Source organism: Cohnella hashimotonis (genome assembly GCF_030014955.1).
GTDB lineage: Bacteria > Bacillota > Bacilli > Paenibacillales > Paenibacillaceae > Cohnella > Cohnella hashimotonis.
On the sequence record NZ_JAGRPV010000001.1, the window covers coordinates 240951 to 262408 of the forward strand.

Annotated in this window: 17 protein-coding genes; 14 read left to right on the plus strand and 3 right to left on the minus strand. The window is 53.4% G+C overall.

The annotated features are described in order from the left end of the window. Positions 1-16: 16 nt before the first annotated feature. The 4 genes from KB449_RS01070 to KB449_RS01085 all read left to right on the plus strand — a co-directional run bounded on the left by KB449_RS01070 (position 17) and on the right by KB449_RS01085 (position 5328). Positions 17-2227, plus strand: coding sequence for a GH32 C-terminal domain-containing protein (locus KB449_RS01070; protein WP_282906580.1), 2211 nt, complete (start codon positions 17-19; stop codon positions 2225-2227). Positions 2228-2295: 68 nt separating this feature from the next. Further along, on the plus strand, positions 2296-3720 hold the full coding sequence (locus KB449_RS01075) for a glycoside hydrolase family 32 protein (protein WP_282906581.1): 1425 nt from the start codon (positions 2296-2298) through the stop codon (positions 3718-3720). Positions 3721-3945: 225 nt separating this feature from the next. Beyond that, positions 3946-4182 (plus strand): hypothetical protein, encoded by a 237-nt coding sequence (locus KB449_RS01080; RefSeq protein ID WP_282906582.1) that lies wholly within the window; start codon positions 3946-3948, stop codon positions 4180-4182. Positions 4183-4194: 12 nt separating this feature from the next. Next, positions 4195-5328, plus strand: a complete 1134-nt coding sequence (locus KB449_RS01085) for a radical SAM protein (protein WP_282906583.1) — start codon at positions 4195-4197, stop codon at positions 5326-5328. Positions 5329-5945: 617 nt separating this feature from the next. Here the strand turns inward: KB449_RS01085 and KB449_RS01090 are convergent. The 3 genes from KB449_RS01090 to KB449_RS01100 all read right to left on the minus strand — a co-directional run bounded on the left by KB449_RS01090 (position 5946) and on the right by KB449_RS01100 (position 9543). Continuing rightward, entirely contained in the window at positions 5946-6779 is an 834-nt protein-coding gene (locus KB449_RS01090; protein WP_282906584.1) for a phytanoyl-CoA dioxygenase family protein, read from the minus strand. Positions 6780-6883: 104 nt separating this feature from the next. Further along, positions 6884-7777, minus strand: a complete 894-nt coding sequence (locus KB449_RS01095) for an AraC family transcriptional regulator (RefSeq protein WP_282906585.1) — start codon at positions 7775-7777, stop codon at positions 6884-6886. Between the two features lie 110 nt (positions 7778-7887). Next, on the minus strand, positions 7888-9543 hold the full coding sequence (locus tag KB449_RS01100; RefSeq protein ID WP_282906586.1) for a PucR family transcriptional regulator: 1656 nt from the start codon (positions 9541-9543) through the stop codon (positions 7888-7890). 197 nt (positions 9544-9740) lie between these two features. Between KB449_RS01100 and KB449_RS01105 the strand changes: the two genes are divergently transcribed. From KB449_RS01105 to KB449_RS01150, 10 genes are all read left to right on the plus strand, one after another. Next, positions 9741-10943: an amidohydrolase family protein gene (locus KB449_RS01105; protein WP_282906587.1), complete on the plus strand. Its 1203-nt coding sequence runs from the start codon at positions 9741-9743 to the stop codon at positions 10941-10943. Between the two features lie 13 nt (positions 10944-10956). Beyond that, positions 10957-11904 carry an ABC transporter permease gene (locus KB449_RS01110; RefSeq protein WP_282906588.1) on the plus strand — a complete coding sequence of 316 codons (948 nt, stop codon included), beginning with the start codon at positions 10957-10959 and terminating at the stop codon, positions 11902-11904. Between the two features lie 14 nt (positions 11905-11918). Beyond that, positions 11919-12800 (plus strand): carbohydrate ABC transporter permease, encoded by an 882-nt coding sequence (locus KB449_RS01115; RefSeq protein WP_282906589.1) that lies wholly within the window; start codon positions 11919-11921, stop codon positions 12798-12800. 77 nt (positions 12801-12877) lie between these two features. Beyond that, complete coding sequence (locus KB449_RS01120) at positions 12878-14365, plus strand: ABC transporter substrate-binding protein (protein ID WP_282906590.1); 1488 nt, start codon at positions 12878-12880, stop codon at positions 14363-14365. Positions 14366-14398: 33 nt separating this feature from the next. Beyond that, positions 14399-15379 (plus strand): amidohydrolase family protein, encoded by a 981-nt coding sequence (locus KB449_RS01125; RefSeq protein WP_282906591.1) that lies wholly within the window; start codon positions 14399-14401, stop codon positions 15377-15379. Continuing rightward, positions 15376-16341, plus strand: a complete 966-nt coding sequence (locus tag KB449_RS01130) for an amidohydrolase family protein (RefSeq protein WP_282906592.1) — start codon at positions 15376-15378, stop codon at positions 16339-16341. Before KB449_RS01125 ends, KB449_RS01130 begins: the two co-directional genes overlap by 4 nt. A 274-nt stretch (positions 16342-16615) precedes the next feature. Next, on the plus strand, positions 16616-17386 hold the full coding sequence (locus KB449_RS01135; protein WP_282906593.1) for a pirin family protein: 771 nt from the start codon (positions 16616-16618) through the stop codon (positions 17384-17386). A gap of 38 nt (positions 17387-17424) precedes the next feature. After that, positions 17425-17661 (plus strand): (4Fe-4S)-binding protein, encoded by a 237-nt coding sequence (locus KB449_RS01140; protein WP_282906594.1) that lies wholly within the window; start codon positions 17425-17427, stop codon positions 17659-17661. A gap of 33 nt (positions 17662-17694) precedes the next feature. Then, complete coding sequence (locus KB449_RS01145; protein WP_282906595.1) at positions 17695-17970, plus strand: GNAT family N-acetyltransferase; 276 nt, start codon at positions 17695-17697, stop codon at positions 17968-17970. Between the two features lie 387 nt (positions 17971-18357). Next, entirely contained in the window at positions 18358-21441 is a 3084-nt protein-coding gene (locus tag KB449_RS01150; RefSeq protein WP_282906596.1) for a hybrid sensor histidine kinase/response regulator, read from the plus strand. Positions 21442-21458: the final 17 nt, after the last annotated feature.

A 21458-nucleotide genomic window follows, 5' to 3' on the forward strand; every position in this document is an offset into this window, starting at 1 on the left:
ACTTTGGAGGTGTCTCATGAGTCAGAATCTGATCGCGCATTGGAGCTTCGACGAAGGCAAGGGCAATCGGGTGCGGGAAAAGTGTACCGGACGCGAGGACGAAGTCCGCTATGTATTTAACGAAGCCCTCTACAAGCCTTCCAGCGAGCCGCTTTGGGTAGACGGCGTTAAAGGCGGCGCCTTGCTGTTCGACGGATATTCGACCTGGATCTCCGCGCCGGCCTTGACGAATACGTTTAAAGCCATGACGATTCAAGGCTGGGTTGCGCCTCGTTCGTATGAACATGGAGACGGGGGCAGATTATCCGCGATTGTGGGCCAGCATGACAGGGAGACGAAGACGGGGTTTGTTCTCGGGATGTTCCGTCATGGCGCTTGGTCCTTCCAGATCGGGACAGGCGAAGCCTGGTATGAGGTTTGGGCCGAAGCGGATCCGATTCCAAGGGATGCGTGGTCTCATGTCGCGGCCGTATTTGACGGTGTTAACGGGAGCATGACGCTCTATCTGAACGGAAAGCAGGTAGCTCGGACAAGTATCCCGCCGTACACCGAAGTGCGGCCGGCGCAAGTCGACCTCCTGATAGGCAAAAATAATAAGCCGAGCGTGCTGCATGGCACGTTTGCGACGAATATGTTCAACGGCATCATCGACGAGCTTCGATTGTATGATCGGGCATTATCGACCGAGGAGGTTAAGGCTGATTGTGATGGCGTGTCCGTCGGATCGCCGGATACCGCTCAACGTAGAAGCAGGTATGCGGGAGACAGGCATCGGCCGCATTTTCACTTTATTCCGCCCGAGCATTGGATGAATGAGCCGCATGGGCCGATGTACTTCAACGGACAATACCACATTTTCTACCAGCATAACCCTCAGGGCCCGTACTGGAATCAGATCCATTGGGGACATGCGGTAAGTTCGGACATGCTCCGCTGGCGCGATGTGCCGTTCGCCCTCTCTCCGGAGAAAGGCAGTATCGACCCTGATGGCTGCTGGTCTGGAGGAACGGCGGTCAATGACGATGGCGTGCCCGTCATTTTCTATGCGGCAGGCGACAAACGGCGGAATCCCGATCAATCCGTTGCCTTGGCCATAAGCACGTATGGCGAGGATGGCAACAACGATTTGGTCGACTGGGTCAAGCACCCTGAATATGTTGCGGCTTTACCGGAAGGAGAAGGTCTCCCGGGGAATTTTAGAGATCCTTTCGTATGGAAGGAAGACGGGACATGGTATATGATCGTGACGTCCGGCATACCGGGAAAAGGCGGCACGGCCTTGTTGTACACATCGGAAAATATGACGCAATGGACTTATCGAAATCCGATCTATGTCGGCGATTCGAAGAAATACCCCAAGACAGGGGACGCTTGGGAACTGCCGCTCCTGTTCCCCTTTTATAAAAACGAGCAAGGGGAGCAAAAGCACATTTTTATCGTTAATCCGTGGTTCCTTCACGCAAGCCCGCACTACTGTAAATATATTTTCTACTGGGTTGGGACCTGGGATCCGGCCCGCCTGACTTTTATTCCCGACGATGAAGAACCGCAAGTGTTCGATGTGGGCGAACACTGGATCGGGCCAAGCGGGTTCGTGGATCCAAGCGGAAGGATCATTCTGTTCAGCGTCATATTCGGGATGAATCCAAGAATCAGCCGCGATCTGGGTTGGTTCGGCAATGCGGGACTTCCCGTAGAGATCGCCATGCGGCCGGACGGTCGGCCGGGCATCCAGCCAATCAAGGAATTGGAGACTTTGCGGGGGCCCAAGCTGGTTGAAGCCTCCGAGCTCTCGTTTGAAGCCGCGAATGAATGCCTCAACGAAATACAAGGCGACTTGCTGGAAATCAAGCTGGAGCTCGAGCCTGGGGAGGCCGAACGTTTGGGGATCAAGGTTCGCGTTTCGCCCGACGGGATGGAAGAGACATTGCTGTATTATGACAAAGCGAGCGCAAGCTTCATGGCTGACCGCAACAAGTCGAGTATGGAACCGGATGTAGAGAAAGGCATCGAAGGCGGACCCGTCGATCTGGATGGCGACAATCTGCGACTGCATATCTACCTGGACAAATCCATGATCGAGGCGTACATCAACGGAATAAAAAGCCTGACGACGCGTATTTTCCCCTTCGGGCATGACGCACAAGGCCTGAAGCTTATGGGCGACTCTTCAATAGTAGTCAAGTCGCTCGAAATTTGGGAAATGCAGTCCGCCTATCGTGTTTAAAGGAAATTTAATCGCATGTACGTAAACGTTTGCGTGAAATTAACTTTGCGAGTAAGGAGCTTGGGGACATGACAGAATTTTTCTATCGTCCTAAAGACGCTTGGGTTGGCGACGTAATTCCCTACTTTGAGGACAACGAATTTAAACTGTTTTATCTTCATGGATGGAGAGAGAATGATCGGGAAGGTCTGGACAACGGCTGGCACTTGATCGGAACGAATGATTTTTGTCATTACAAAGCATATGGTGCGTGCCAAATATACGGCGGAACCGGTCACGTGATGAAGGTCGGAGATACGTACCACCTGTTTTATTGCATTTTCCCCGAGGGAAAGCAGCTCGTCTGCCATGCTGTGGGCACTGATCTCATGAACTGGACGACGATTCCGGAGGATACCTTCTCCTCTGACGACCGGATTTACGAGCTCTCGGACTGGCGGGATCCCTTCGTATTCTGGAATGAAGAAGAGGGGCAGTACTGGATGCTGCTTGCGGCTATGGCCAAAGGACCTTCCAATCGCAAGGGCTGCGTAGCTCTGCTCACGTCCCGGGATCTGAGCAAATGGACATATCGTGAGCCGATTTATGCGCCGAATATCCATGTAGGTGCTCATGAATGCCCCGATTTGTTCAAGATGGGGGACTGGTGGTATCTGGTTTACTCTAACTACACGGAGCGGTTCGCAACCTTTTACCGAATGAGTCGCTCGTTGAACGGTCCATGGATTACGCCGAAGGTCGATACCTTCGACGGCAGAGCGTACTACGCAGCAAAGTCGGCTTCGGATGGCCGGAAGCGATATTTATTCGGCTGGAACCCAACGAAAAATGACGACTTGTTCGGTTGGAATCCTCCGAAGCATCCGGGGAAGGATTACAACACCTGGGATTGGGGCGGCAATCTTATCGTTCATGAAATCATTCAGCGTCCGGATGGCACGCTCGCCGTTAAAGTGCCGGATTCTGTGAATGAAGCCTTTGCGGTCGAGCGACCGCTGCAATGGAAAGCAGTCGCCGGCAAGTGGTCGTCACCGGCTCATGACGAATATGCGTGCGAATCTCCCTATGCGTTTGCCGCGAGTCTGACAGAAGAGGATTTACCTGACCGATGCAAGGTTTCGTTGGAGATTCGCTTCTCGGAACATACGCAAGGAGCGGGCGTTATGCTTCGTACTGGGATGGGACTAGATGAAGCTTATTATGTGACGCTGGAACCGCAGCGGCACAGGATCACGTTCCGCGGGCCTATTATGCAGAGCGAGGACGGGGGAAAGACGTTCCCTTATGAAGTCGAGCTGGAAAGACCGGTTGAGCTGCTGCCGGATTGCAGCCATCAGCTTCAGATCTTCATCGATGGATCGATTTGCGAGATCTATATCAATGGCGAAGTCGCAATGAGCGCAAGAATGTACGATATTGAGCGAGGTAAGCTTGGGCTGTTCGTGAGCCAAGGGGATGCATTTTTTAAAAATATAATGGTTGAAATGATCTAAACGAGTAAGAGATAGCGGAAATAAATTATCAGTGAGATAGCCGATCCCGATTGGGTCGGTTATCTTTATTTACAGTTACATCGACTGCTCTTTTATGCTGACGCAATATTCGGACGAATTATAAATTGGTTCTTTCGCCTCATGCAAACATGTCGTTTAACAGTAATGAATTTTTAATTTTTGAATAAATTGATCTAGGCACTCATAACGAAGGAGGTTCCGACTATGTCAAGTTCTAATGAAAAGTACGGTGACGTTACTCATTCGCTAAAAGGCAATCGAGGCGAAGAGATTGATTCAGTAAATACTGGTGACGGTGCTCCAATAAAAATTGAGGCTACTGTTCCTAATATGAAAGCATTAGAAAAGATACACCCGCTTATATATAAAATAGAAGATGAGTTGAAAACCGAAAAAATTGCAGCAAGAATTGAATTCACAGCAAAATTTAAATTGGGTTAGGATAAACTGAGCATGGTATGCACTAGCTTTATCATTAAAGTTACTAGCAGATGTAATTTGAACTGTAGCTATTGCTACATGTTTAATAAGGGAGATACAACCTTTCAAAGCAAACCTAAAATAATGCTAAGAGAAACGGCTATTTTAGCTTTAAATAAGATTTATAGTTATTCAATGAAACACAAAATATCTGAAATTGACGTAGTTCTTCATGGTGGTGAACCACTATTAAGCGGCAAAGAGTGGGTGAGTTGGTTCCTTGAAAAATCTGAAGAACTGAAGCCCGCGAATTTAAGAGTAGCTTATTGTATTCAAACTAATGGTACATTACTGGACAACGAATGGATATCTATCTTTAAGAGTAGAAGTGTAAATATTGGAATTAGCCTTGATGGAGAAAGAGAAATTCACGACCAAAATAGAATAGATCATAACGGTAACGGAAGTTATGAGAAGGTGACAAAAGGAATAGATCTGCTATTAAAATCTGGGTACAAAAAATGGGGCGTATTAGTAGTTGCTGATCCCGAAATTTCTGGGGAAGATGTATACAATCATCTATTAGATTTAGGCGTTAAAAATATGGATTTTCTCTGGCCAAGTTATAATCATGATAACCCGCCTAAAAAATCAGAAAAGTCCTTAGCGGAGTATTATATTTCAGTATTTAAAGCTTGGTATAGCGATAAAAATGTAGAAATAAATATTAGATGGTTCTCAAATGTAATTAGGTTATTGCTATCAGGCAATTCCCGGCTCGACTGTGTTGGGCCGGTTCCCTTGAACCAAGTTGTCATCGAAACAGACGGAAGTATAGAACCAGCCGATATGTTAAGAACGTGTAGAGATGGGCTAACGAGATTGTCTTTAAATGTACTTGAAAATAATATTGATGAATTGATCCAAACAGACCTTTTTCAAAAGTGTCTTCAAAACCAAGAGTTATTGCCTTTAAATTGTAAATCCTGCTCCATTTATAAAGTGTGTGGAGGAGGGTATATGGCCGATCGGTGGAAAACTGAAACAGGGTTTTCAAATTCAAGTGTACATTGTGCTGATCTGTATGATGTAATCACATATATACGCTACCAAGTCGTTGAAGACTTAAACGATTCTAATATTAAGTATCAAATAATCCAAGAATAAAGCCTTGTTAGATTCATACCTGAAGGATCTTCTGACTCAGTAAGTTTACTAAGAAGCACTAACAAAGGAGACCATGAAGCTCATGGTCCCCTTCTTCTTTTAAGCATAGTCTGTGCTATCTTGCGCTATCTTTAAAAGGACTGCAAATAGATAAAGAAAATATTTACTTTATATTTACTTTATATTTACTTTATATTTACTGCGAAGCGGGAATCAGTGAAGTTACCGGCTGGCGACGATCAAGAGACAAGGAGCGCTTGTCTGGATGTTTCGGCAACCTATCACGATGAGAAAGGCGAGGTCATCGTCGCGGTTGTCAACTGCCAACCGGAACAGGCCGTGACTGCAATTGTGTCATTTGCCGGAACGGAAAGCTTGGAGATCTTCGAAACTATCGAATTGAATTGTCCATCTTGGGAAACGGTTAACGGCTTTGCGGTGGCGGATCAAGTGACGCACGTAGATCATAAAATGCGCGATACAGTCCGGAGGGGTGGTATGTATTCCCTCCTCATTCGATCACGCTGCTTAAACATCGCTATCTGATAGAGGCATATTGTTAAAATATCCCTTATTCCGACAAGTCGTCGGAATAAGGGATATTTGCGCTGCGCCGCTCAGTTCCTCCTGAACAGCTCCGGGAAAGCCTCTCCCGCGAACAGATCGCCGTCGCGTCCGTCCAGCAGGCCCACGTTCATGTGGCTGTCGCCGCGCGTACCGGACTTGTAACGCGTATCTCCGGTCATCAGATGGACTGCCAGCGAGCGGCGCGGCCGCGAGGTCGTGTTGGGGCCGCTGCCGTGGATGGCGAGCGCGTGATGGAAGCTCACCTGGCCGGCCTTCATGGCCATCGGGACGGGTTCGAACGAGGCATCCGCCGGAAGGTCCATGCCATGGCGCTGCTTCTCCATATCCTGCTCGAAGAAATCGTTCACGTTAAGCAAACCCCATCTGTGGCTTCGCGGAACGACCTGCATGCAGCCGTTGTCCGGATTGACGTCGTCGAAGGCGACCCAGGCGGTGATCAGCGTCGGCTCGGCCGCGCACTGCCAATAGGCGTAATCCTGGTGCCAGCCCACGTTGCCGCCCGCCCTGCGGTCGGGGTTGCCCGGCTTGAACAGCAGCTGGTCGTGCCACAGGCGAATGGCGTCGGCCCCCATCAGAAGGGCGGCGATCTCGCCGATGACGGGATCGGTGGCCAGCGTGCGAAGCTCCAGATCGGACCAGTGGGAATTGTCGGTTTTGCGCAGCCCGTTGCCTTGCTCGGGCGTCCAATAGCCGTCGTACGGCGCGCGTCCCGTCTCGAATTGGCCGGCAAATACCCGTTCCATATGCTCGCGCAGCCGTTCCAGCCGAGCCTCGTCGATGAGCTGCGGCGCGATCCAGTACCCGTTCTGTTTGTAAAAAGCGATGTCTGCCTCCGTCGGCAGCAAGTGGTTCCGATCTGACATATCCGATTCCTCCCGCTAGGATGGTTGCCGCACGTTGTTCTCGTGCGATGCTTCCATCTTAACGCGGAGATGGACTGCCGGCTTTGTCTGGCTTCCACCGGAAGTTAACGTTTTTCGTCATTCGGCGACGAAGCATGCCGATAGGCGTAAGGCGAGATTCCCGTCTGCCGCTTGAAAAACACGCTGAAGGCGTGAAGCGACGAAAATCCTAATGTTTCCGCGATCGACGTGATCGACTCGCTCGACTCCGCCAGCCAATATTTGGCGCGATCGGCGCACAGCATGCGGATGTACTTGCCGAGCGGAATGCCGAACGCGCGTTTGAATTCCCGTTCAAGATGCGTCCGGCTGAGATGCTGTCTCCTGGCCAGGTCCGTCGCGTTGAAGTCGATGCTAGCATGCTCGTGCAGGTATTGAAGCAGCTCCCTCATCGCCGGAGCGAGCGGACCGTCTCCCGGATCGCCGTCTGGCAAGGCTGCCGCGCGATAAAGACGGATGACGCGAACGAGCAATTGCTGGAACAGGCTTTCCGCCATCAGCGCCGAATGCGGACCGGGATCTTCGATCTCGACGAAGACGGCATCGAACAACCGCTTTACGTCGCCGCTCGTATCCCGTACCGTGCGGACGCGCCCCAGCCGGTAAAAATCCGCTTCAAGCTTCTGCCGGTACGCCAGCCGGAACCCGGTGTAGTACAGCCGGTAAGACGCCCCGAGGGAAGCGCCTTGATGCCCTTCTCCCGGCTTCGTCAGAAACAAGTCCCCCTGCCGCACGCGATACAAATCCCCGTCGATCGAAAACCAGCCCTGCCCTTCATCCACGTAGCACAGCTCGAAGTGCTCGTGCGTATGCCTGTCCACCTGCCAGGTGCTCAGCATTTGGATGCCGATGTACGAAAGGTTGTCGAAATCGTGCTGAAAAGGCCGTTCCTCCCGCCGTTCCGAAGCACCCTTGTCGTTGTTGCGCGAGTCGGGAGGCGGCGTTTGATGTTCGGTCATTCCGATCCCCTCCTTGCATCGTGAGGTTCAGCGGTTCAATTATAGGCTCGGGATAGTCGGACGGACAAGATGGAATCTTTCTGGCCATAAGCTGAATGAATAAACTGCCGTCAGACCGACTTGCCCTTTAGAATAGGTTCGATGGCTAACGCCAGACGTATTCTCAAACTCTCGGTTGCGTCTTTTAAATGCAGGTTGACGATTTTCTCGCATTTGTCCAGCCGGTAGAGGACGGTATTGCGGTGGACGAAGAGCGTTTTGGCCGTATCGATGAGATGACAGTGGTTGTCATAGTAGGCTTTAAGCGTTCGAAGCAATTCTTGGCGCTCGCGTTCTTCCAACATATCGAATCCCTTGAAGGTCTCGTCGAAAAATCTTCGCAGCTCCTCCGAGGGCAGCAGGCGCAGCAGGTAACCGACGTCGTTGCGGCGATGCGAGAGCACGAAGCGGCTTTTGCCCATCGAATAGCCGGTCTGCAGCGCCTTAAGCGCTTCTTTGAACGATAAGCCGATGTCGAGCGGGTCCGTTACGGGACTTCCGATTCCAATCGACACCCCGATGAGAGATTGGGAGAGCAGATCGGAAGAGATTTTCTCCAGCGCGCCCCGCAGTTCCGTTTCGTCAAGCTCGGTGTCGTCTAGTTGGACCAGAAGTCCGAAGGCGTCGTTCCGGGTGAACATCGTAAACTGGAGACGGAGGGCGTAAAAATGCCGTTTTAGCGTCTCATAATAAATATCCCGCTCGCTCTGCAAGCTTTCTTCCCTGCTGTTTAAACCCGTTGCGCGCAAGGATTCCGAAGCAATGTCCAGACGCACGGCGATGAGCAGCATAGGCGTCCGCGGGCGAAGGCCGTATTTTTTGCCTCGATGCAAGACCTCCTGCTCCGTGACGAAGTAACCATCGATCAAATCCGCGAAAAATTCATTCTTAAACCTTCGGGATCGCTCCTTGACCGCTTGCCTCTTCATCATCTCCAGTCCAATGACATTCGCGGCCTGCTCGATCGTCAAGGCCGTCAGCCGATCCTCCTTTTGCAAAAGGGGGAAAGTAACGAGATAACCTTCGTGACGGTACGTCTGAATGGGGTGCAGCGCAAGCTCGCGACATTCAGGAAACGAAGCGTCGACCAAGCAGAGCGAGAGCGTCGTCTGAAAAGGCGGAATCGAGGCCAGCGCGGCGGCAATGGCGGTTACGAGGGGCAAGGCATTTTGGCCGAGGGAGGAGGAGCGCTCCATCATCTCCAGCCGGGACCCGAGCAGGATGACGGGGGAGGCGATCAGGCTGCTGAGGAAGTCCAGTATTTTGGCCAAGCCGTTGCCGTGCATGATCAAGCCGGAAAATTGCTTGTGTACGGTAAGCGCGTAATGCAGCTCATGGTTCTTGTTGTCGAGGATAAAGCTCGTCGATTGTTGGAGGATCTCGCCGAGAGAGAAGGGGACCTCCGACAGCTCGATAAGCGGGAAGCCGAGACGATCCGCAACCGCAAGGTCTTCGGGAGAGATCGCCAGCGCGAAGCGCCTGGATTTGACCGCAAGACCGGAGCAGCCCATGGCGTGCATATTCGCAATTAATTTGCTTAGAGTATCCGGGCTTTGCTTGATAAAATACCCGTTGGATAGCAGAAACTCTTTCTGCTTCAAATAATTGATAATGTCAGGCGCGTCCATGATATTGACTGTCTGAACCTCGTTCTTAAGCCCCTTGGAGCCCGCAATGACTCTCGCGTTGGCGAAGATCGAATTCCGGATCAATTCGTCTAAATTCAAACTAATCGCCCCTTATTGATGATTGTGTTATATAAAGTAACACAAAAAAGACTGCTATTAACGAGTGGATTAGATGTTTCGTACATATATTCAAATGATTATCGTATGATTCGTACCATGACTTTTTCTTTTCCTATCGATATGATGTGAAGGTAAGATGATTATGTTATTTATAATGACATATGCGGGGTGGGCGCGTGAAACAAGACCGAATCAACGGGATCCGGATCGGCGAAGAATTATTCGATATAACCTTAGATGCGGAAAGCGGAACGATTGCTTCACTCACCTTGGCGAACGGCTCTTCCTATGAAAAGAGCGAATCGGCAATGGATGCGAACGGACTGATGTACTTGCCGACGCTGAAGGATTGGCACCTGCATCTCGACAAGCACTTTCTGGGGGAACCTTGGAAGCCGCTGCAGCCTTTCCTTGATCTCCCCGACCAGCTCCGATTCGAAAAGTCGCTTCTTCATGCGCTTCCGACGACTGCCGCGGAAAGAGCGCGCAGGCTGCTGAACAGGCTGTTGGAAATGGGAACGACCTCGATCAGAACGCATGTCGATGTGGATCCGGAGATCGGGCTAAGGCATCTGGAGGATGTTCTTCAAATAAGGGAAGAGTTCCGTGGGATTTTCGACATCGAGGTTGTCGCCTTTCCTCAGCAAGGTCTGCTTAGGTCCAATTCCCTTAGCGTTATGAGGGAAGCGATGCGATCGGGCGCTGACCTCATCGGTGGAGTCGACCCGGCCGGCTTGGACAGAGAGGTCGACATCAGTCTGGAGGCGATGTTCGAGCTGTCTGCGGAATACGACGCGGGGGTCGATCTGCATCTTCATGACCCTGGACATCTCGGCCTCTATACGATCGAGCGCTTCATTGACCTCACCGTAGCGTCGGGCAAACGAGGCCGCACGGCGGTCAGTCACGCTTATTGCCTCGGGCAAGTTGGCGAGGCGGAATCTCTCGAGATCGCTCACAAGCTGAGAGAAGCCGACGTCGCGATCATCACGAGCGTTCCGATCGATTCTTCCATGCCCAGAGTGGATCAACTCCTTCAGGCGGGCGTGAGGGTCGGCGTGGGCTGCGACAATATCCTTGACGCCTGGAGCCCGTTCGGCAACGGAGATTTGCTAGCCCGAGGGAGCAGGCTCGCCGAGAAGCTAAGATGGCGGACGAATCAAGAGCTGCTGCTCGCCTACCCCCTTATCACGGCCGCTCCGCTGCGTCCGAGAGTCGGAGATCGCGCTGATTTTATGCTTGTCGACGCCATGAATCCGATGCACGCGTTATCCTCCGCGCCCAAGCGGGAAGCGGTCTTCGCGGGAGGAAAGCTGGTCGGAGGAAGCTGGCATCAGGATGGCGCCATTCCGCTGCCGAGGGCGCAGGTCGGATCGTGAAGGAGGGGAGAATATGCGGCGAGCCATGCTGCGCTCGGAATGGATGAAGCTGAAGCGCCACTGGATTTTGGCACTGATGATCGTGCCGGGGATGGGCTATCTCGTTCTGAACAATTATCTGCCTATGGTCGGAGTGATCATCGCGTTCAAAAATATCGACTATTCCTACAACGGCCTGCTGGGCAAAATCATTCACAGCGAATGGATCGGCTTCAGCAATTTCGAATACTTGTTCCAATCCTCCGATGCCTGGACCATTACTCGCAATACGATTTTGTACAACGGAACGTTTATCGTGCTGACGACGATTGTTGCCGTTGCGCTTGCCATCCTGCTGAACGAAGTGCGCCACCGCTTCTTTTCCAGACTGTACCAGAGCGTCATCCTGCTTCCTTATTTGCTCTCGATGGTCGTTGTCAGCTACTTCGTTTTGGCGATGCTGAACGAACAGAACGGGTTCATCAACAAGCAGGCCCTTAGCCAGCTTGGCATGGAGCCGATCTCCTGGTATACGGAAGCCAAGTATTGGCCTTATATTCTGACGTTCGTTCATTTATGGAAAACGGCCGGGTACCTGTGCATTGTCTATCTTGCTTCGATCGTGGGGATCGATGCCGAGTATTACGAGGCGGCAACCGTTGACGGAGCGAGCCGGATCCACCAGATTCGAATGATCACCGTTCCGCTGCTGAAGCCCACGATCGTCGTCATGATGCTCCTCGCCGTGGGACAGATTTTTTACGCAGACTTTGGTCTATTCTATCAGGTTCCGCTCAATTCCGGCGCCATTCAGCCGACGACGGACGTCATCGATACATACGTCTACCGCGGCCTGATGAAGTTCGGAGACATCGGAATGTCGTCTGCGGCAGGCCTCTATCAATCGACGGTCGGGTTCGTCCTCGTTCTGCTCACCAATTACATGGTGCGCCGCAGAAACCGCGAACTGGCGCTGTTCTAGGAGGGGAGACATCCATGAAGCCCAGCCTGTCGTCTCAAGCGATCTCGCACGCGCTGATCGGAGCAGCCGCTCTTGTTTGCTTTCTTCCCTTCCTGTTGCTTGTCTCCGCGTCCTTCACGGACGAAGGCTCCATCATTCGGCACGGCTATTCGTTTCTGCCGAGAGCCTTCAGCTTGGATGCCTATGCCTACCTGCTGGACCAATCCGCGACGATCGTCCGGGCTTACGGGATCTCCGCGCTGGTGACCGCGGCCGGCACGGCGATCGGTCTCGCAATCTCCACGCTGCTCGCTTATCCTTTATCCCGGCCGACGATGCCGTGCCGGGGAACCGCGACCTTTCTGGTGTTCTTCACAATGCTTTTCCACGGCGGGCTTGTCTCCTTCTATCTGGTCTATACCGATCTGCTCTCGGTTAAAAATACGATCTGGGCGCTGATGCTGCCGAATCTGTTGACCAACGGCTTCTTTATTCTTTTGATGAGAAGCTTCTTCCAGACCTCCATTCCGGCCCCGATTATCGAATCCTCCTACATCGACGGCGCCAACGACTTCAAGATCTTCGTCCGGATGGTGCTGCCGCTCTCGCTTCCGATCCTGGCGACCATCGGCTTGATGACGCTCATCTCCTATTGGAACGATTGGATGAACGGACTTATCTTTATTACCGACACCTCGCTCTACAGCATTCAGAATCTCCTCTATCGGATGCTTGCGGACGTTCAGTATTTGCAAAACAACAACCTGAACGGAATCCAGACGAAAAGTGCCGGGATTCCCCTTACGACCGTTCGAATGGCCATTGCCGTCGTCGGCATCCTGCCGCTGCTGTGCGCGTATCCGTTCTTCCAGAAGTACTTTGTCAAAGGGTTGACGATCGGCGCAGTAAAGGGTTGATTCCGATTGTGTCCGGGAACCGCGGCCCGGTGCATGATATAGCCAAAAAAACATGGAGTGGGGGAAGTTGAATGTTCATGAATAACAAAAAGCGGGGACTCGCGCTATCCATTATGGCGGGAGTCGCGATGCTGCTAAGCGCATGCGGAGATTCCGATTCGAACGAGTCGGCGTCGTCGCACAGCTCCGGGGCATCCGCAGGGAGCAAGCCGGTTGAGCTGGTCATGACGTATCCGGCGTTCGGCGACGTCTCGGATCTTGAGTCCGTTCAGGGCGCGATCAACGAACTCGCCGCGGCCAAGATCGGAGCGACGGTCAAGCTCGTGCCGATCGGCGTGTCGAACTATGCCCAGCAGATCAATCTGATGCTGGCGGGGAACGAGAAGCTCGATCTGTTGTACGCGAGCGTGTGGTTCGGTATGGACTCGCAGGTAGCCAAAAAGCAGTTGGCGCCTCTGGACGATCTGATCCGGCAATACGGCTCGGGAATTACCGATTCGGTCGATGCCGAATTCCTCGAAGCCGGCAAGGTGAACGGGAAGCAGTACGGAATACCGAGCAACAAGGCTTACTCGCTTACGCCGAGTCTGGTGATGCGCAAGGATATCGCCGACAAGTATGGGATCACGGAAGCCTCCGTCTCCGGAATCGGCGATATCGGGCCGCTGCTCGCGACGATCAAGGCGAAGGAACCGAGTATCGTCCCGCTGGTCAGCTACTCGCTGAGCGAGACGCCGGTCAACCAGATGCTCTACGGGGATCCGATGGGCATCACGCCGGGCTCCGTCCCCTTCGGGTCGTCCGATCTTAAGCTTCAGGACGTCTACGAATCGAAGGACTACGCCGACCGCGTTGCCATCGTCAACAAATGGTATGAAGCGGGTTATCTGAGCAAGGACGTCGCCACGACGCAAGAGTCGGGTCCAAGCCTGCTGAAGGCGGGGAAGGGATTCGCCTTTATCCGGAATATCAACGATTGTTATTCCGAGCAGCTCTCGGCCGGAACCGAAGTAATCTGCGCGCCGCTTAACGCCCCTTACATTACGAGAAACAGCGTCGCCTCCAACCTGATGTCGATCTCCCAAAACAGCAAGAACCCCGAGATGGCGATGAAGTTCCTGAATCTTCTGTATACCGACAAGGACATCGTCAACTTGTTCACCAACGGCATCGAAGGCAAGCACTACGTGAAGAGCGGTGATGCGGTCATCGCCAAGCCGGCGGGCCAGACCGGCACCGGCTATGATTCCAACCAAACCGTGGTAGGCAACAACTTCCTGTCCTATGTATGGGAGGGTACGGATCCGAATATCTGGACGGCCACGAAGGAGCGGAACGCCAACGCCGTCAAGTCGCAAGCCATGGGCTTCAGCTTCGACATGGACGCGGTCAAGAACGAGATTACCGCTGTCAGCAACGTCTCGAACCAATACAGCCTGTTCCTGGAGACGGGCGTGTCCCCGCCGGAAAAGCTGCAGGAGTTCGTCGGCAAGCTGAAGGATGCGGGCATCGAAAAGATCATCGCAGAGAAGCAGAAGCAATTGGACGAATGGCTCAAGCTGTAACGTTTATCGATTAAGAAAGGAGCGCAGCCGACGATGTCTTCCTATCCCTTCATTGACGTTCACCATCATATCGTTCCAAGGCCCGTCGCTCGCAAGATGAAGGAGCTGAACATGGCGCCGTTTGGACCGATGGCCCAATGGTCTCCCGCGTTTTCTCTCGAGAAGATGGATCTCGCAGGCATCGCTGCCTCCGTATTGTCTGCGCCCGCCGCACCCGCATTCGTCCCGCCCGAGGAATCCAGGGTTCTCGTTCGGGAGACGAACGAGTATTTCGCCGAACTCGCCCGGAGTTACCCGGGACGCTTTGGGGCTTTCGCTACGCTTCCGATGCCGGACGTCGCCGCCTCCGCGGAAGAGGCGATCTATGCGCTCGACGTCTTGAAGCTCGACGGCGTTGCATTCCAGTCCAGCCATGACGGAAAATATTTGGCCGATCCCGCCTTTGCCGAACTGCTCGCGGAATTGGATCGCCGAGGCGCGATAACGTTCATCCATCCGATTCTGATTCGCGAGCACATCGCCGGCTTGTCCCCGGCGCTGCTCGAAGGAACCTTCGACTCGACGCGCAACGTGACGGCGATGGCCGCGAACCGGATATTCGACAAATATCCGAATATCCGCTTTATTATCCCGCATACCGGAGGCATGGTTCCCTACATTATGTGGAGAATCGCCTTGGCCGCCATGGCCGCCGATGCCGGCGCCCCCGATCGATTCCTGGCGGTGGAGCCGTCGGAGGCCGATTTTGCCAAGGAATTCGCGATTCTCGAACGGCTCTACTATGATACGGCCGTCAACGTGGGGCCTCTGCCCAAGCTGATGAAGCCCTCGCAAATTTTGTTCGGCACCGATGTTCCGTTTCCGAGCGACATCCTCGTTCGTCATCAGAAGGAAGGCGTCCTGAAGCTGGAGGCGGAGGGAGAAGAAGACACGGCGCGAGCGATCGCTTACGGGAATGCGCTCCGGTTGTTCCCGCGGTTCGCCGGCTATCCAGAGAGGATGAAGAACCTATGAACAGATCCATACCCTTAATCGACGTTCACCATCATATCGTGTCGCCGCCGGTGCTGGCGCAGATGAAGCGGCTGGGCATCCCTAAGCCGAGTATCCTGCCGGACTGGTCGCCGGGATTCTCGCTGGAGAAGATGGCGGAAGCGAATATCGACTTGTCCATTCTGTCCGCGCCGGGCGCGCCGGACTTTCTGCCGCCGGAGGAGATCTCGTCTGTGCTTAGAGAAGTGAACGACTACTTCGCCAGCCTGGTCTCGGCGCATCCGACAAAGTTCGGTGCGTTCGGGACGCTCCCGATGCACAGCGGGGAGGCGGCCGCGCGCGAGGCGGCGTACGCGCTGGATACGCTCAAGCTGGAAGGGGTTGCCTTCCAGTCCAGTTGGGAAGACAAGTATTTGAGCCATCCGGATTACGAGGAACTGCTCGCCGAGTTGGATCGCCGCGAAGCCGTCGCGTTCATCCATCCGATCCTGCTCAAGCAGAATATCGCGGGCCTGTCTCCCGCGCTGCTGGAAGGCACATTCGACACGACTCGCAACGTAACGACGATGGCGGTGCATCGGATTTTCGACCGTTATCCTCGCATCAAGTTCATCATTCCGCATACGGGAGGCATGGTTCCGTACATCAAGTGGAGAATTGCAGCGGCCGTCATTCACGCGGAGCATCTGGAAGAGACGCCGGAATCGTACGAGCGCGAGATGGCTAAGCTGGATCGGCTCTACTACGACACGACGTTGAACCTGGGACCGCTGCAGAAGCTGATTCCCCATTCGCAGATACTATTCGGTGCGGATATTCCATTCCCGTCCGAGGCGGTCGTTCGCTATCAGATCGATTCCGTGCTCAAGGACGCGGCGGAATACGGGGAAGAGAACGTGAAGGCGATCGCCTTCGGGAATGCCTTGCGCCTGTTCCCGCGGTTAAGGGAGGCGTTCCCCCAAGCGAGTTCGCCCGTACTGTAATGCTAAGGGATTCAAACGGAAGGAACGAAGCGGGAGGGCCCAAATGAAAGCCAGGCTCCATTGGCGTTCGTGCCTCCATCGAGAAAAGACCTGATCCATATCCAGGTCTTTTCTCTTTTTTGCGCTGACGTTTTATGAGGCGTTCTGTGCCCCGGACAAGGTTCAAATGACGATGGTGTTGTTGACACAATAATATCCTAGCATTAGGATAATTATATTGATATCCTAATGCTAGGATAAATAGGAGCATGTAATGGAAAAGGAGGGGTTATAGATGGAGATTCAAATCATTAAACCGCAGGACCAAGCAAAAGGCGAGTTTGACGGCGGCAAAATATTCGAACAAAAGCCAATTGGATTTTCTGGCGAGGGAGCCCTCATTAAGCGCCTTGGCCCCTTATTTTACTGGGCATGGGCACAATCTACAGGTGAAGGCGGTATCGGCCTTCATCCTCATCAGGGTTTTGAGATATTAACCTATGTCATAAAGGGTAGAGGTCGTCACAAGGATACGCTTGGTACAGACAACATCGTCGGCGCTGGCGGTGTCCAAGTGATGCAGGCGGGTTCAGGTATCTCCCATGCCGAATCGATCCTTGAACCCTACGAAGGGTTTCAAATTTGGTTTGAGCCGCATTTGACCGAAGCGCTCAAGACGACGCCGACCTATAACCATTACGATCATGAGGAATTCCCGATCGTCGAGACGGAAGATGCCACGGTGAAAACGGTCATCGGCGATGAAGCGCCGGTCAAGATGGTTACGGAAGCGCGGATGTGGGACGTGACCGTGAAGCCGGGCCGTAACTTCGTTCAGCCTGTTCGCGAAGATTACAACCTGGCGGCGCTCGCCATCCGCGGCGACGGCGCAGTTGCCGATGCGGCGTCTATCACGGACGTTACGGCGCTCAAACACAAAGATTTTGTCATTATCGGGCCAGAGCAAGCGATCGCAGCGAACTTTACGGCAACGGGCGACGCCGAGCTCCGTCTTATTGTGATCGAGGTACCGGCACAGGTCAAATATCCTCTGTATCGTAAATAAGATCGTTGGCCAAATAACGAAATGGAGCGTGGTCATTCATGAATGACGAATTCAAGCGGTACGTAGGTGAAAATATTGAAGTTATCTTCCACCCGGCAAGATGCATTCATTCGGCAAATTGCGTAAAAGGGTTGCCGGACGTATTCAATGTCAAGAAGAAGCCATGGGTTTACGCCGATGGAGATACGGCCGAGAACATTGCAGCTCAAATCGATAATTGTCCCAGCGGCGCTTTGGAATATATAAGGAAAGATAACGCGAATGAAGCGAGATAGGATTAACGAAACCTAACGAGACGGGGGAAGATGATGTTTACGATTAAAGAAGATGCGAACGGTTTTTATGTAGGGGAACAAGATCATAAAGAAGCAGAGATCCATTATGTTCCGAAGGGGAATCATACGATTATTGTAGACCACACGATCGTTTCCGACAGTCTGCGCGGTCAAGGTGTAGGACAGGCGTTAGTGAAGCGAGTAGTCGAATTTGCTAGGGAGAAAGGAATTAAGATTAAACCGCTATGTCCTTTTGCTAAAAGTCAATTTGACCGTCATCAAGATTATTCTGATGTGTTATTGAAATAAAATAGCGGTTATTTCTGCGTTTAGAAGGTCGCGCAGCAGTTTGCTGCATCGGATCTTTTAGGTGAAGGGTATGCAGCCAAGCTCATTAAGGAAAGGCAATAACGAAGTTGCGGCGACGATACAGCGGCTGCTGAAGCAATCCGAATTAATCTGAACCAGAATGAGATCGGCCATGGCGACTACTGCCGTGGCCGATTTTTGTCGAGTGTCTTTGATCCGAAACCGGGTTGATTGGTTGTTTCGATGCAGCAAATCCCGACGGGGTATTAAAGACCGCCGATCGCGTTCTACAATGGGAAGAAGAGAAACTCCCGCGTTTGTGAGATTTCCTTGAGCAGCGGATGATAGAATGGGGAGCATGAGTAGGGAAAGGTCTGGAGACATACGATGAGATTACGTCAGCATATAGCGATCGGCATTCTCCTGCTCCTTATCGCGGGCGCATTCCTGGCCATCTATTATCCGACCGTCCCTAGCCGGGAGGCGCCTCGCGCCGACAGAGGGGAGTTGGATCTAAGCGGCTGGGATTTTGAGAAAAAGGGCTTGGCCGTCCTCGATGGCGAGTGGGCGTTCTACCCGGGCGAGCTGGTGGCACCTGAGCGCTTCCGTCAAGGCTCAAGTCCTGCTGCCTCCTACTTAAAGGTGCCCGGGACTTGGCGCGGAACCGCCGAGAATGGCGACGGAATGTCGCGAAGAGGTTACGGCACCTATCGTTTGCTCCTTCGCCTTAGCCCCTCGGATGACATCTACGGAATCAAGGTGACGAGCATCCGCATGGGGCATCGTCTCTATATCGACGGCAAGCTGCTGGGGGAGAGCGGGCAGCCCTCCGAAGCCCGCGCGACGAACAAGCCGGGCAACACGCCTTATACGGCTTATTTTCAACCGAACGGCTCCGAGATCGAGATCGTTCTGCAGGTATCCAATTACGACTTCGTCACGGGCGGAATCGTCAATTCCCTGCAATTCGGCCTAAGCTCGGACATGACGAAGCTGAATAGCGTCCAAATCGGCACCGATCTCGCGATTTGCCTGGTTCTTGTCATTCTTGGAGCGTATCATATCAGCGTTTACGTGCTCGGGAGGAAGGAGAAGGCTTACCTGCTCCTCGGGTCGTACATGCTTATGCTAGGCTTGCAGATGTCGATCTACGGGGAGAAAATCACCCAGCGGATGCTTCCCGATCTGCCGTTCGACCTGGTTTACAAATCGCTTGAACTGTTCCAGTTCCTTGGCGTGGTTCTTATCATTCGGTTATTCTCGATCGTCGAGAACCGGTTGTTCAAGCCGAGAACGCGAAGATGGCTGGAGCTTCCGTTCGCTCTGTATCTTGCGTCCGTCGTGCTTCTTTCCTACCGGGTTCATATCGATTACAAGTATCTCTTCGTCATGTACGAGGCGGTCGTTGTATTGTGCCTGGCGTGCCGATTGATTTATCTCTACGCGCGCAATCCGGCCGAGAAGACGGAGAGAACCGAACGCTTCCTGCTGCTGGGCGGCCTGTTGACGCTGATGATCTTCTTGTTCGGCATCAGCCTGTACGGGGAGAACATGGTACCGACCGACCTGGTTGCCAAGTGTGCGCTGCTCGGCTTCATCCTCTTCATGAATCTGCTCCTGGCCGTCCGCGTGTCGAACGAGTACGCCAAGACGGAAGTTCTCTCGAAGCAGCTTGCGCTATCGAATCAATTGAAGGACGAATTCCTTATTCATACGTCGCACGAGCTCAAGACGCCCCTTAACGGGATCTTGAACCTGATCTCCGGCCTGCTGGAAGACGAGGAGAGAGGCTTGGGCGCTACGCAGAAGCAAAGCTTATGGCTCGTCAAGGATACCGCCTCCAAGCTGTCCATGCTGATTCGCGATTTGATCGACGTCACCCATTTGAAGCACGGGGAACTTCGCTTGTATCCGACCGTGGTGGACGTGCGGGTGGCGGTTCAGATCGTTCTCGATATGCTGTCTTTCGAATTGTCGGGCAAGCAGGTTCGCTTCGAGAACCAGGTTCAAGCGGAGACATGGATGCTCGCGGACGAGAATCGGCTACGGCAGGTGCTGTATAATCTCGTGCACAACGCGATCAAGCATACCGAGCGCGGGGCGGTCGTCATCAAGTCGTCCATGGACAAGGACAAGGTCATCGTATTTGTGGAAGATACGGGGACAGGTATTGGCCCAGAGAAGCGTGCGACGCTGTTCCGCGATTACGCCGATACGCAGTCGGCGCTTCTGCCCCGCGACGGTTACGAGAGCATGGGAGTCGGACTCTACATCAGCCGCAAGCTCATCGAGCGAATGGGCGGAGAGATCGACCTCGATTGGACGGAGCCCGGAACGGGAACGCGTATGCGATTTTCCCTGCCGGCTGCCAAGCAAATGCCCGATTATCTGGAGATCGCCGCATCGCGCGAGCGATCGAATCGAATCGAGCCGGAAGAAGGCCCGCTGGACCGGCTCGACGGGCATGAGCACACCGTGCTGGTCGTGGACGACGAGGCCTCCAACATTCTGACGCTGCGTCAGATGCTCAGACGCCATAAGTTCAACGTAGTGACGGCTTTCTCGGCCGAGGAGGCCATAAGCAAGCTGCATCAGTACCCGAACGTCGACCTGGCGATCGTGGACGTCATGATGCCTCGCGCATCGGGTATCGAGCTGTGCCGGCTGATTCGGGAGCGGCGCTCGATTCTCGACTTGCCCATTCTCATCTCAACGGTCAAAGACTCGGCAAGGGACATCGCCCTCGGCTTCCGGTCCGGCGCCAACGATTACGTGACGAAGCCCTTCGACGGTGAGACGCTGATGGCCCGCATCCAGAACCTGATCTCGATGAAGATCTCGATCCAGGAGGCGATGCTGAGCGAGCAGGCTTTCCACCAAGCGCAGATCAAGCCTCATTTTCTCTATAACGCACTCAGCAGCATTATCGGGTTCTGCTATACGGACGGGGAGAAGGCGGCCTCGCTGCTCTCCGTTCTGAGCCAATACATCCGGCACATCCTGGAGACGGATCGGCAGAAGTCTCTCGTTCCCTTGCAGAGAGAACTGGAGGTTATCGAAGCATACGTGGAGATCGAGAAAGCCCGATTCGAAGAGCGCTTCGACTTTCTCTGCGAGATCGAAGAAGGCTTGGAGGAATTCGAGGTGCCGTCGTTATCCGTCCAGCCGTTCGTCGAGAACGCCATCCGGCACGGCTTGTTCGAGAAGGATGGACCGGGCACGGTCCGGCTCTCGGCCTGTATCGAAGAGAATTATGTCGTCGTGACGATCGAGGATAACGGCGTCGGCATTCCGTACGAACGGATGCAGAAGATCGGCAAGGGAGAGCCAAGCGAGAGCAGGGGCGGGCATGGCATCGGAATCGCGAACGTTCGCAAGCGGCTGGACGGCATTCCCGGGGCGGCTCTGACGCTGCATTCCGAGCGTGGAGCCGGCACGGTCGCGACAATCTACTTGCCCTATCAATCGTAGAAGGCTGGAAGGGAGCG

Bases quoted from the DNA above. Each gene is read 5' to 3' on its own strand.
- KB449_RS01120 (WP_282906590.1), top strand. From the start codon at position 12,878: ATGAATAACAAAAAGCGGGGACTCGCGCTATCCATTATGGCGGGAGTC.
- KB449_RS01115 (WP_282906589.1), top strand. From the start codon at position 11,919: ATGAAGCCCAGCCTGTCGTCTCAAGCGATCTCGCACGCGCTGATCGGA.
- KB449_RS01075 (WP_282906581.1), top strand. From the start codon at position 2,296: ATGACAGAATTTTTCTATCGTCCTAAAGACGCTTGGGTTGGCGACGTA.
- KB449_RS01125 (WP_282906591.1), top strand. From the start codon at position 14,399: ATGTCTTCCTATCCCTTCATTGACGTTCACCATCATATCGTTCCAAGG.
- KB449_RS01140 (WP_282906594.1), top strand. From the start codon at position 17,425: ATGAATGACGAATTCAAGCGGTACGTAGGTGAAAATATTGAAGTTATC.
- KB449_RS01070 (WP_282906580.1), top strand. From the start codon at position 17: ATGAGTCAGAATCTGATCGCGCATTGGAGCTTCGACGAAGGCAAGGGC.
- KB449_RS01085 (WP_282906583.1), top strand. From the start codon at position 4,195: ATGGTATGCACTAGCTTTATCATTAAAGTTACTAGCAGATGTAATTTG.
- KB449_RS01135 (WP_282906593.1), top strand. From the start codon at position 16,616: ATGGAGATTCAAATCATTAAACCGCAGGACCAAGCAAAAGGCGAGTTT.
- KB449_RS01145 (WP_282906595.1), top strand. From the start codon at position 17,695: ATGTTTACGATTAAAGAAGATGCGAACGGTTTTTATGTAGGGGAACAA.
- KB449_RS01110 (WP_282906588.1), top strand. From the start codon at position 10,957: ATGCGGCGAGCCATGCTGCGCTCGGAATGGATGAAGCTGAAGCGCCAC.
- KB449_RS01130 (WP_282906592.1), top strand. From the start codon at position 15,376: ATGAACAGATCCATACCCTTAATCGACGTTCACCATCATATCGTGTCG.
- KB449_RS01095 (WP_282906585.1), bottom strand. From the start codon at position 7,777: ATGACCGAACATCAAACGCCGCCTCCCGACTCGCGCAACAACGACAAG.
- KB449_RS01080 (WP_282906582.1), top strand. From the start codon at position 3,946: ATGTCAAGTTCTAATGAAAAGTACGGTGACGTTACTCATTCGCTAAAA.
- KB449_RS01090 (WP_282906584.1), bottom strand. From the start codon at position 6,779: ATGTCAGATCGGAACCACTTGCTGCCGACGGAGGCAGACATCGCTTTT.
- KB449_RS01150 (WP_282906596.1), top strand. From the start codon at position 18,358: ATGAGATTACGTCAGCATATAGCGATCGGCATTCTCCTGCTCCTTATC.